Raw genomic sequence first — 11196 nt, 5'->3', positions numbered from 1 at the left:
CTCCTTCCATGGTGTTTGCAAGGTTTTTGAGTAGGTGTCCGGCCGGCTCAGTACCAGCGGACGACCACGGCCCCCGCTGTCATGCCGCCGCCCACTCCGGCCAGCACCAGGCGCTCGCCCCGGCGGAACGGCCGGAGTTCGTTCTCCGCGCGGAGGGTGAGCGGGATGGAGGCCGTGGCGGTGTTGCCGAACTGCGGTGCGGTCAGCGGCACTCGGTCGGGGTCGACGCCCAGCTCACGCGCGCACGCTTCCACCAGACGGGTGTTGGCCTGGTGCAGGATGAAGCGGTCCACGTCCTCCAACCGGACCCCGGCCGAGTCGAGCGCCTCGCCGACCACCTTGGGCAGCACGCCGAGCGCGTACTCGCGCACCTCGCGGCCCCGCATGCGGAACAGGTGCTCGCCGGCCTCCCGGCTGCGGGCGTCCAGCGGCGTGCGGGTACCTCCGGCGGGCACCTCGACCAGGTCGCGGTGCTCGCCGTGGGCGACCAGCCGCCAGCCCAGCACGCCGTAACCGTCGGGCACCGGACCGAGCAGCACCGCGCCGGCCCCGTCGCCGAAGAGGCTGACGGTGCGCCGGTCGGAGCGGTTCATCAGCGAGGAGTAGATGTCGGTGCCGACCACCAGGGCGTGGTCGCCGCCCTGCCCGGCCAGTCGCGCCGACAGCATCGAGTCGGAGACCGCCAGTGCGTAGAGGAAGCCGGAGCACACCGCGTTGACGTCGAACGCGGGGACTTCGGTCAGGCCGAGCTTGTCCTGCAGGATCGCCCCGGTGGAGGGCTGCGGCTGGTCCGGGGTCGACGTGGCCACGATCATCACACCGAGCCGGGCCGCTGCCTCCGGCACTGCGCCCAGCGCCTCGCGCGCGGCGTGCAGCGCCAGGTCGGAGGTGACGGTGCCGGGCTCGCGGTACCTGCGCTCCCGGATGCCGGTCCGCTCGACGATCCAGCCTTCTTCCGCGCCCGTCCACTCGGCGACCTGTGCGTTGTCAATCACCAGCGGTGGCACGTGGCCGCCGAGACCGAGGAAACCGAAGCCCATCACAGGCCCCTCGCCGTAGCGTGTTCCTGCGGTACCTGGACGACGGCGCAGGCCCAGGTCCAGGCCGCGCCGCCGCCGATCACCAGGGCGTAGTCGCCCGGCTGGAGCGACGCGTGATCACGTAGGTCGGCCAGGTTCGCGAGGAAGTCGCCGCACCCCAGGTGGCCGGTGGCCACGCCGAACCGCAACGCCTCGGCCTTCAGCACGTCGTCCAGTACCGGCGTGTAGATGGAGTCCAGCACGCTCACTCCGAGCCGCGGGAGCGCGATGTACTTGACTCGCGGGTCGTCGGGCTGCAGTCCCGCGTCGTGCAGGCTTTCCACGATCACCTTGCGGATCAGCCGGCCGGCTATCTGGCTGAACCGCTCCTTGCCGTGCTCCGCCATGTAGGACTTCTTGGGTCGGCGCAGGTCGATGTACTCGTTGTGTGACAGGGGTGCGGGGCTGAAGTCGTCGCCGTGCCGGAGCATCAGCTCGAGACCGGCGTCGGTGGCGGTGGCCATGGACACGAGCGCGTAGTCGTCGGGTTCCGCGTCGCCGCGGTGAAGCAGCGTTGCCGTCCCCGCGTCGCCGTAGCCGAGGCCGTAGTCGCAGGCCCAACGGCGGAAACCGGGGGGTTCGAAGCGGTCGCCGGTGGTGACGAGGGCGGCGCCGAGCTCGCGGTCGGCGGTCAGGTGCATTGCGGCCAGCTGGAGGGCGAGCGCGCCGCCGTTGCAGCCTTGCTGGACGCCGTAGGACTGGGCCTCGGGATTGCCTATTTCGTTGGCCACGAAGTGCGGTGGCGACCACATGTCATGCCCTTGGTGGTAGATCCAGGTGTGCAGCACGAGGCCCACCTTGGAGGGGCTCCAGCCCGACCGGCTCATCGCGTCACGGGCTGCCGCTACCGCCAGCTCGGGACCCGACCACTGGGTCGAGACGGGCAGCTGGTTGACTCCGATCTTGTCCGCGTCCGGGGTGTCCAGCTTGCCCGCCGCGATGGCGTCCTCGACGGTCTCGTGATCCGGTGGAAACCACGAGGTCGCGGTCTTGATCCGAAGGTCGTTTCCGAATTTCATCAGGTTCCTTCGAAAGCTCGGGATCTGTGGGGAGCGGTTCTCCGGCAGACGAGTGGCTGCCGGACGGGGGCCGGCGTTTTGTGTGGCCGGGGGAGGGCGACCGAGTGCCGGGCGTAGCGCGGTACGCGGGTCGTTCATCCATGGGGAGCTGACACCGGCGCCCTGAGTCGTCGATGGCTTCCTGCCGGAGCTATATACCTTTGCGGAGGTATGTAACTTCGGCGGAGTGCGGTCTCGTGGCCTGTGCGGAGGCGCGTGCGCCGGCCGCAGGTGGCTTCCCGGCTGCTGTGCAAATGCGGGATATCCCCAGTTGCACACCGGGAGCCCTTCCTGGGCGACGTCAAATACCTTACCGAAGGTATGTTCTTTGGGCCATGGTCTCCGCCCGTCGCGCGGTCCTTGCATCCTGGTGGCGGGCGAGCGCGGCCCCGGCGTCTTCTGCGAGTCGGCGCCGGGCGCGCTGCACGGGAAGATGCCGATACTCACACGGCGCAGGCCTGCTTCTTCGAGGTCAGGGTCATGACCGAGGCGGTGGACCTAGCTGTTGGTCCCCATCCCAGGGCCGGTGCTGCCTGCGGCCGAGGTGGTGCCGCCGGATTTCACTCAAGGGCGCGCCTGACATCGCCGCGATGTCCATCACCGGGCCACGGTTGTCGGCGTACTGCCTCGGGGTCGCACTCCGCACGGGATCACGTATCGCTCCCCTCGGGGAGTCCGAAGCCCGTCAGAGATCCTTCGCCGTAGCGTGTTCCTGCGGTACCTGGACGACGGCGCAGGCCCAGGTCCAGGCCGCGCCACCGCCGATCACCAGGGCGTAGTCGCCCGGCTGGAGCGACGCGTGATCACGTAGGTCGGCCAGGTTCGCGAGGAAGTCGCCGCACCCCAGGTGGCCGGTGGCCGCGCCGAACCGCAGCGCCTCGGCCTTGAGCAGCTCACTGATCACCGGGCCGTATATGGAGTCGAGCAGGCTCGCCCCGAGCCGCGGCAGGGCGATGTATTTGATCCGCGGGTCGTCGGGCCGCAGTCCCGCGTCGTGCAAGCTGTCCGCGATCACCCTGCGGATATTGCGGCCGGCGACGGTTTCGAACCTCTTCTTTCCGTACTCCGCCAGATAGGACTTCTTGGGTCGGCGCAGGTCGATGTACTCGTTGTGTGACAGGGGTGCGGGGCTGAAGTCGTCGCCGTGCCGCATCATCAGCTCGAACTGGGCGTCGGTAGCGGTGGCCATGGACACGAGCGCGTAGTCGTCGGGTTCCGCGTCGCCGCGGTGAAGCAGCGCCGCCGTCCCCGCGTCACCGAAGCCGAGGCCGTAGTCGGAGGTCCAGCGGTCCATTCCAGGCGGTGCGAAGCGGTCCCCGGTGGTGACGAGCGCGGCGCCGAGCCCGTGGTCGGCGGCCAGGTGCATCGCGGCCAGCTGGAGGGCGAGCGCGCCACCGTTGCAGCCCTGCTGGACGCCGTAGGACTGGGCCTCCGGATTGCCCACCTCGTTGGCCACGAAGTGCGGTGGCGACCACATGTCATGCCCTTGGTGGTAGATCCAGGTGTGCAGCACGAGGCCCACCTTGGAGGGGCTCCAGCCCGACCGGCTCATCGCGTCACGGGCAGCCGCTACCGCCAGCTCGGGAGCGGACGAAGTGACCGAGACCGGCAGGTGGCTGATGCCGAGCCGCTCCGCGTCCGAGTCGGTCAGCTTCCCGGCCGCCACTGCGTCCTCGACACGCTCGCGGTCCGGTGGAAACCACGAGGTCACGGTCTTGATCCGAAGGTCGTTTCCGAATTTCATCAGGCTCCTGTCGAAAGCACGGGATCCATCTGGAGCGGACACTGACGCACTCGGCGACCAGTGGTCACCGCCAGGATCACATACCTTCGCAGAGGTATGTGACTGTGAAGAAGTGCAGACGGTGATCCGCGCACGGCTTCCCCCACCGTCCCGCTGAGATGCACCGCGTCCAACGGGCCCCGCTGCTTCGCCCCGCCGTCGCCGTGGCGGAGTCCTAACTCCCTGACAGATGGGCGAGGTTGACCGATCGGGTTGCCGTCCCAGATTTGCAAACCTTCGCGAAGGGATTATTCTGAGAGAGCCCGCCTCGGGCGGCCGCTGTCCCGCTCATCCCTATGGAAGAAGCCACCCCATGGCCATCTCAGACGCCCGATCGCCACGGTGGGCCGGGTACACACTCGCCCTCCTGGCGTTCGTCCAGTTCATTGTCACCATCGACTTCAACATCGTTTATGTGGCGTTGCCGGACATCGGTCGCCAGCTCGACTTCTCCGCCCAGGCGCTGCAGTGGGTCGTCAGCGCCTACGCCGTCGCGCTCGGCGGGCTGCTGCTGTTCGGAGGCCGCGCGGTCGATCGGCTCGGCCCGCGCCGCATGCTGGTCATCGGACTGGTGGTCTACGCGCTCTCCTCGCTCGCAGGCGGACTCGCGCAGAACGCCGGGCTGCTGGTGGCCGCCCGTGCGGCACAGGGCGTGGGCGGTGCGCTGCTCACGCCGGCGACGCTGAAGCTCATCTTCACCACCTTCGCCGTGGGTCCGGAGCGCAATCGGGCCACTTCCGTGTGGGGCGCCATGGGCAGTGCGGGCCTGGCCGCCGGCTCGCTGCTCGGCGGGGTACTGACCAGCGCCTTCGGCTGGAGCTGGGTTTTCTTCGTGAACGTCCCGCTCGCGCTGGGCGCCGCCTTCGCGGCCACCCGGATCCTGCCCGCGGACCGCTCCTTCGATGGCGGTCGGAGCTTTGACGCCATCGGGGCTGTGGTCGCCACGATCGGTTCGACGATGTTGGTGTTCGGCCTCGTGAGCGGCCCGGACAAGGGCTGGGGCTCGATCGAGGGGGCCGGCTCCCTGGCGGTCGGCGTTCTGATGCTGGCGGTCTTCGTCCTCATCGAGAAGAGCTCCGCCGACCCCCTGGTACCGCTGAAGCTGTTCGGCCTGCGGGGCCTGACCGTCGCCATGCTGGCGTTGATCGTCTTCCAGGCCTCCGCGAGCGGCACGTACTACCTGCTCACCACCTACCTGCAGACGGTGCTCGGCTACGCACCGCTCGCCGCAGGGCTGGCGTTCCTGCCACCGACCGTGGCCTGCATGGCGGTGGCGATGAAGCTCAACGCCCGGGTGCTGGGGTGGCTCGGCGTTCGGACGACGCTCTTCGGGGGCACGTTGCTCACCGCCGTCGGGCTGGCCGCGATCGTCGCCGGCATGTTCGCGCACGGCAGCTACTGGACGCTGCTGCCGGGGGTCGTGATCTGGGGCGCCGGCGGTGGCTTCGCCTTCCCGTCGCTCTACGTCGCCGTGGCGTCATCAGGGGCCGAGCCGGCCCAGCAGGGCGTCGCCTCGGCGCTCGCCTCCACATGCCGTCAGATCGGCGGCGCCATGGGCCTCGCGGCCCTGGTCGCGGTGGCGAACTCCTCCGCCGGCCACAACCCTGGCCCTGACGCGCTGGTCGGCGGGCTCCGCATGGCAGGGTGGGTCGCCGCTGTGGGGACGCTCGCCGGCGCGTTCATCGGACTCGGCCTGAAGAAGCAGCCTCGGCCGACCCCTGCGCCTGCCACTGCCTCGGTGGTGGAGACGGATCTCTCGGAGGCCGCTCCGCGGGTCGGTTGACACCGCATCAGCAAGATGCGTGCTCGGGTGGGTCCGGTCGGTCGGAACGGGGACACCTCGGTGTCCGTACGACGCGGATGATCGTGGGCCGGCCCGGGCCCGCAGTCGACCGCGCGCAGAGTCCTCGCGAGGGCCGACGCACGGTCGGCGAGCAGGTAGGCGACCGCCATCACAACGGCACGGCACCGGGGCGGCGTCGGGGTGTCCCGGCCCCGGCCGCCGTCCGTATGGGCAGCAACGAGGCTGTCGTGCCGAGAGTTTGGGCACCATGCACGTCCGCCCGCGGCACGGAAGCCTCGCGCGGTGTGGCAGGGCGGGGGAGTCCCGGCCCATGTATCCGCCGCGCCCTGCCGGTCGTCGGCACCGCGGCGGCAGCCAACGGCCGGGACACAGACAGGGATCCGCCCGCCCCGCCGCGATCCCCTCTCTCGCGGGTTGCGGCCGCGCACGGCGCCTTCCGGCGCCGCGATCTGCGCGATCAAGGACTGACAGGAGCTTTCCCATGCTTGTCCAGGCCGGCCTGTCCGCCGAGACCGAGACCGAGGTGCCTCCGACGAAGGAGGTCCGCCGTCTGGACCGGGTCGTCATCCGGTTCGCGGGGGACTCCGGGGACGGCATGCAGCTGACGGGCGATCGCTTTACGTCGGAGACCGCGTCGTTCGGCAACGACTTGTCCACGCTGCCGAATTTCCCGGCAGAGATCCGAGCGCCGGCAGGCACGCTGCCGGGTGTGTCCTCCTTCCAGCTGCACTTCGCCGATCACGACATCCTCACGCCGGGCGACGCACCGAACGTCCTGGTGGCGATGAACCCGGCCGCCTTGAAGGCGAACCTGCCGGATGTTCCGCGCGGCGCGGAGATCATCGTGAACACCGACGAGTTCACCAAGCGCGCACTGGCCAAGGTCGGATACCGGACAAGCCCACTCGATGACGGCTCCCTGGACGGCTACAGCGTGCACCCGGTACCGCTGGGGACGCTGACGGTGGAGGCGCTGAAGGAGTTCGGTCTGTCCCGCAAGGACGCCGACCGGTCGAAGAACATGTTCGCGCTGGGTCTGCTCTCGTGGATGTACCACCGGCCCACCGAGGGCACGGAAGCCTTCCTTGGGAGCAAGTTCGCCAAGAAGCCGGACATCGCCCGGGCGAACATAGCGGCATTCCGGGCAGGCTGGAACTTCGGCGAGACGACCGAGGACTTCGCGGTCTCCTACGAAGTGGCTCCCGCCGCGCAGACCTTCCCTCCGGGCACGTACCGTTCGATCTCCGGCAACCTGGCCCTGTCGTACGGTCTGGTAGCGGCTGGCCAGCGGGCCGAACTGCCGCTGTTCCTCGGCTCGTACCCGATCACGCCCGCCTCCGACATCCTGCACGAGTTGTCCAAGCACAAGAACTTCGGTGTCCGGACCTTCCAGGCCGAGGACGAGATCGCCGGCATCGGCGCCGCGCTGGGTGCGGCCTTCGGCGGCTCGCTGGGTGTGACAACGACCTCGGGTCCGGGCATCGCGCTGAAGTCGGAGACCATCGGTCTGGCGGTCTCAGCCGAGCTGCCGCTGCTGGTCATCGACATCCAGCGCGGTGGCCCGTCGACCGGGCTGCCGACCAAGACCGAGCAGGCGGACCTGCTCCAAGCGATGTTCGGCCGCAACGGTGAGGCGCCGGTGCCGGTGATCGCCCCGGCCACCCCGTCGGACTGCTTCACCGCGGCTTTGGACGCAGCTCGGATCGCGCTGACCTACCGCACCCCCGTCCTGCTGCTGTCGGACGGCTACCTCGCCAACGGCTCCGAGCCCTGGCGGATCCCGGAGACCGATGAACTGCCGGACCTGCGGGTGCAGTTCGCCTCCCAGCCGAACCACACCCTGGAAGACGGCACCGAGGTCTTCTGGCCGTACAAGCGCGACGAACACACCCTGGCGCGGCCGTGGGCGGTCCCCGGCACTCCGGGTCTGGAGCACCGTATCGGCGGCATCGAGAAGGCCGACGGCTCGGGCAACATCTCCTACGACCCTGCCAACCACGACTTCATGGTCCGCATCCGGCAGTCCAAGATCGACGGCATCGACGTCCCGGACATCGAGGTCGACAACCCCGGCGCCGCCGAGGGTGACGGGGCGAAGCTGCTGGTCCTGGGCTGGGGTTCCACCTACGGCCCCATCACGGCTGCCGTCCGCCGCGTCCGTGCCGCGGGTCAGAGGGTCGCGCAGGCGCACCTGCGGCACCTCAATCCCTTCCCGGCCAACCTCGGCGAGGTCCTCACCGCTTTCGACAAGGTGATCATCCCGGAGATGAACCTGGGCCAGCTCGCCATGCTCATCCGGGCCACATACCTGGTCGACGCCCACTCCTACACGCAGGTCAACGGCATGCCGTTCAAGGCCGAGCCGCTCGCCCACGCCCTCAAGGAGGCCCTCCACCATGGCTGACACCGCTACCGCGGCGCCGGGGATCGCCGCGCTGTCCCTGGTGCCGAAGTCCGAGGCCAAGCAGTCCATGAAGGACTTCAAGAGCGACCAGGAGGTCCGTTGGTGCCCGGGCTGCGGTGACTACGCGATCCTCGCCGCGGTCCAGGGCTTCATGCCGGAGCTGGGCCTGGCCAAGGAGAACATCGTCTTCGTCTCGGGCATCGGCTGCTCGTCGCGCTTCCCGTACTACATGAACACCTACGGCATGCACTCCATCCACGGCCGCGCGCCGGCGATCGCGACCGGCCTGGCGACTTCGCGCAGGGACCTGAGCGTGTGGGTGGTGACAGGCGACGGCGACGCCCTGTCGATCGGCGGCAACCACCTCATCCACGCCCTGCGCCGCAACGTCAACCTCAAGATCCTCCTCTTCAACAACCGGATCTACGGCCTGACCAAGGGCCAGTACAGCCCGACGTCGGAGGTCGGGAAGATCACGAAGTCGACGCCGATGGGCTCCCTGGACGCCCCCTTCAACCCGGTGTCGCTGGCGATCGGCGCGGAGGCGTCCTTCGTGGCCCGCACGGTGGACTCCGACCGCAAGCACCTGACGGAGGTCCTGCGCCAGGCGGCGGCGCACCCCGGCACCGCTCTGGTGGAGATCTACCAGAACTGCAACATCTTCAACGACGGCGCCTTCGAAGTTCTCAAGGACAAGGAGAAGGCACAAGAGGCCGTCATTCGCCTCGAGCACCGTGAACCGATCCGCTTCGGCACTCCGCTCGCGGACGGGAGGGGCGCCAAGGGCGTCGTTCGGGACCCGGCCACCGGCGACCTGAGGATCGTCGATGTCACGCCGGAGACCGAGGCGCAGATCCTGGTCCACGACGTACACGCGACGTCCCCGACCACGGCCTTCGCGCTCTCCCGCCTCGCCGACCCGGACACCCTGCATCACACCCCCATCGGCGTGCTTCGCTCGATCGACCGCCCGGTCTACGACACCGAGATGGCCGAGCAACTCGACACCGCTGTTCATCAGCAGGGCAAGGGCGACCTCGCCGCGCTCCTCACCGGCGGCGACACCTGGACCGTGAGCTCGACTCCGGGCAACATCCCACTCTGACAACCCGTCAAGGTGTGATGCCCGGGCCGACGTAGTCCCTCCGGAGTCGGCTCCGCTTCGGCCAGGTCCCGCCGCCCAATACCGGGATGGCCGCTGCGCGACTGTACTGCCGTATGGCCCGAGCGTGGGAGGGCCGCAATCCGTGATGGACCGCGCTCCGCCGCTCAACAGGGCCCGGGTCAGCTTCATCATGGAGCGGGTGACGGGAATCGTGTCGGAGTCGTGCGAAAAGTGGACCGTCCGCGGCGCCTGACATGCTTGCTCTGATTGCCCACCGTTCGTATCACGGCTCAACAACCGTGTGGACCTTCGTCGTTGCCATCCTCATCGTGCTCGCGACCGGTTGGTACATCCAACGCCGAAAATAGGTGCGACACGATAGCCACGGAGACGAGAAGGTCTACCAGAGGTCGGCGTACTTACTTTGGCCGGGAGCTGCCTTGGTGCGAGTGATCATGGCCCATTGCCACCGCCGCCTGCGACACATTCACCGGGTAGCCTCCGCGCACGCCGCGGTGGTGGCCGCCCACGCTGGGCACGCGCCGATGCAGGTTCTGGTGGACCACCCTGGCATGGAACTCGGAGCGATACCGGCAGGTCAGGCGTCGGCAATTGGCGTGAGGGTGTCCAGCCAGACGTCGAAGACGAAGCGTGTGTCGTGGGGGCCGCCCTCCAACCACCAGGTGCTCACCGTGGCGACGTCGTCAGCGATCTCTTCGATCGTGCACTGGATGCTGGTCGGGCAGGGGTAGGGCGAGGTCGGCCCCAGATCCCCGCCGAAGTAGGCGGTTTTGCCGACCAGTTGGTGAGGGCGGTCGTAAACGTCGGCGAACTCCACCAGGATCAGGCCCGGTTGCGGTTCGTCGGTGAGCCAGTAGACAGCGGTAGCGGGCAGTTCGCAACCATCACCCTCGCCCAGATTTGTCCCCATGGCCGCACACTACCCAATAGGTGTCACAAGGCACGACCGGTTTAAGTCGTCTCCGACGGGACGCTCTCGCTGGGCACACGTTCGGTGGGATACCGGGGAGGGAGATCTTTCGGATGAAGTGGGCTCGACTGGAGTCGCACTTGCCGGCGAATCGCGGCCGGGGTGAACGCTGGCAATTCCCCGTCGTGTGATCAATGGGATTCTGTTCCGTCAGCGGACCGGCCGCCCCTGGTGGGACCTGCCTCCCTGCTTCGCTAACCGAAGACAGTCACAATCGTCATCGCAGGTGGTCGGCGGACGGCACACGATCCCCGAGCAGAGAGACCAGCGGGCCGGCCGCCGGGGCTGCGGCAGCCAAGGCGGCCGGCCGGCAGGGTTCGACAAGTCGATCTACCGCTGCCGCAACGAAGTCGAGCGGACGGTCATCGGGCTCAGGAGCTTCCGAGCCGTCGCCACGGCCTTCGACAAGCAGGCGTACGTGTTCTACGGGCCGGTCACCGTGGCCGCGGTCCGCCTACGGCTCCGCCTGCAGTGAAACGCCTCGTTGAGCGTCCCAACATGAGCTGTCGGACTCGGTCTACCAGGGTGAGCGGGTGTCGCGGAGTGCTTCTGGGGTCTGCTCGGGCAGAGCCGTGTTTTGGTCGGTGCGCAGCAGCATGCCCGGGTCGGGTTCGAAGTCCTCATTGGGCGGTGCCGGCTGGTGGAAACGCTCGGTGCGCGAAATGGTGACCTCCACCAGTCGGCCCTCCTGGAACATCCAAAGCCCGAAGCAGTCGTCGTCCTGGTCGCGAAGCAGAACTTGCACCGTATGCGGATGCGGCCACGGCAGCGACTCCAGGTGCCTGAGCAGGCCCTTGCGGGCACGCATTTTCTCGAACTCCAAGGCCCACCCGAACTCGTAGCCCCAGTGCCCCGCTATCGGGACGAAGCGACCTTGCCATGTGCGTTCCGGATCGTCCTGGGTCAGCGGCTCCATCACCTCGTCCGACCAGCGGGCGAGCACGATGACCTCGGCGTCTCTACTCATGGCGG

General features: G+C 68.6%; 8 protein-coding genes and 1 pseudogene. 4 read left to right on the top strand and 5 right to left on the bottom strand.

Annotation, left to right across the window (positions count from 1 at the left end; all coding sequences use genetic code 11):
- Positions 1–47 precede the first annotated feature (47 nt).
- The 3 genes from ABKA17_RS45975 to ABKA17_RS45965 all read right to left on the bottom strand — a co-directional run bounded on the left by ABKA17_RS45975 (position 48) and on the right by ABKA17_RS45965 (position 3881).
- A complete protein-coding gene (locus ABKA17_RS45975) occupies positions 48–1040 on the bottom strand; it encodes a 3-oxoacyl-ACP synthase III family protein (RefSeq protein ID WP_353698424.1) in 993 nt (330 codons plus the stop codon).
- Complete coding sequence (locus ABKA17_RS45970; protein WP_353698423.1) at positions 1040–2098, bottom strand: ketoacyl-ACP synthase III family protein; 1059 nt, start codon at positions 2096–2098, stop codon at positions 1040–1042. The genes ABKA17_RS45975 and ABKA17_RS45970 overlap by 1 nt, the downstream gene beginning before the upstream one ends.
- A 724-nt stretch (positions 2099–2822) precedes the next feature.
- Positions 2823–3881, bottom strand: a complete 1059-nt coding sequence (locus tag ABKA17_RS45965) for a ketoacyl-ACP synthase III family protein (RefSeq protein WP_353698422.1) — start codon at positions 3879–3881, stop codon at positions 2823–2825.
- A 352-nt stretch (positions 3882–4233) separates the two neighbouring features.
- Here ABKA17_RS45965 and ABKA17_RS45960 point away from each other — a divergent pair, with 352 nt between their 5' ends.
- The 3 genes from ABKA17_RS45960 (at position 4234) to ABKA17_RS45950 (ending at position 9233) form a co-directional block, all read left to right on the top strand.
- The gene (locus ABKA17_RS45960) at positions 4234–5703 is read left to right on the top strand and encodes an MFS transporter (RefSeq protein WP_353698421.1); all 1470 of its coding nucleotides are present in this window, start codon (positions 4234–4236) and stop codon (positions 5701–5703) included.
- 502 nt (positions 5704–6205) lie between these two features.
- Positions 6206–8128 carry a 2-oxoacid:acceptor oxidoreductase subunit alpha gene (locus ABKA17_RS45955; protein WP_353698420.1) on the top strand — a complete coding sequence of 641 codons (1923 nt, stop codon included), beginning with the start codon at positions 6206–6208 and terminating at the stop codon, positions 8126–8128.
- Entirely contained in the window at positions 8121–9233 is a 1113-nt protein-coding gene (locus tag ABKA17_RS45950; protein WP_353698419.1) for a 2-oxoacid:ferredoxin oxidoreductase subunit beta, read from the top strand. The genes ABKA17_RS45955 and ABKA17_RS45950 overlap by 8 nt, the downstream gene beginning before the upstream one ends.
- A 598-nt stretch (positions 9234–9831) precedes the next feature.
- On the opposite strand, the gene ABKA17_RS45945 is transcribed toward ABKA17_RS45950, so the two are convergent.
- Positions 9832–10164 (bottom strand): hypothetical protein, encoded by a 333-nt coding sequence (locus ABKA17_RS45945; RefSeq protein WP_353698418.1) that lies wholly within the window; start codon positions 10162–10164, stop codon positions 9832–9834.
- 91 nt (positions 10165–10255) lie between these two features.
- Here ABKA17_RS45945 and ABKA17_RS45940 point away from each other — a divergent pair.
- A pseudogene (locus ABKA17_RS45940) lies at positions 10256–10699 on the top strand (transposase); the annotation flags it as partial.
- Between the two features lie 42 nt (positions 10700–10741).
- Here ABKA17_RS45940 and ABKA17_RS45935 read toward each other — a convergent pair.
- The gene (locus tag ABKA17_RS45935) at positions 10742–11191 is read right to left on the bottom strand and encodes a hypothetical protein (protein WP_353698417.1); all 450 of its coding nucleotides are present in this window, start codon (positions 11189–11191) and stop codon (positions 10742–10744) included.
- Positions 11192–11196 lie beyond the last annotated feature (5 nt).

This window comes from Streptomyces sp. RG80 (assembly GCF_040446465.1).
Classification (GTDB): Bacteria; Actinomycetota; Actinomycetes; order Streptomycetales; family Streptomycetaceae; genus Streptomyces.
This window is presented reverse-complemented; position numbering and strand designations above follow the sequence as displayed.

Bases quoted from the DNA above. Each gene is read 5' to 3' on its own strand.
- ABKA17_RS45945 (WP_353698418.1), bottom strand. From the start codon at position 10,164: ATGGGGACAAATCTGGGCGAGGGTGATGGTTGCGAACTGCCCGCTACC.
- ABKA17_RS45935 (WP_353698417.1), bottom strand. From the start codon at position 11,191: ATGAGTAGAGACGCCGAGGTCATCGTGCTCGCCCGCTGGTCGGACGAG.
- ABKA17_RS45965 (WP_353698422.1), bottom strand. From the start codon at position 3,881: ATGAAATTCGGAAACGACCTTCGGATCAAGACCGTGACCTCGTGGTTT.
- ABKA17_RS45960 (WP_353698421.1), top strand. From the start codon at position 4,234: ATGGCCATCTCAGACGCCCGATCGCCACGGTGGGCCGGGTACACACTC.
- ABKA17_RS45970 (WP_353698423.1), bottom strand. From the start codon at position 2,098: ATGAAATTCGGAAACGACCTTCGGATCAAGACCGCGACCTCGTGGTTT.
- ABKA17_RS45975 (WP_353698424.1), bottom strand. From the start codon at position 1,040: ATGGGCTTCGGTTTCCTCGGTCTCGGCGGCCACGTGCCACCGCTGGTG.
- ABKA17_RS45950 (WP_353698419.1), top strand. From the start codon at position 8,121: ATGGCTGACACCGCTACCGCGGCGCCGGGGATCGCCGCGCTGTCCCTG.
- ABKA17_RS45955 (WP_353698420.1), top strand. From the start codon at position 6,206: ATGCTTGTCCAGGCCGGCCTGTCCGCCGAGACCGAGACCGAGGTGCCT.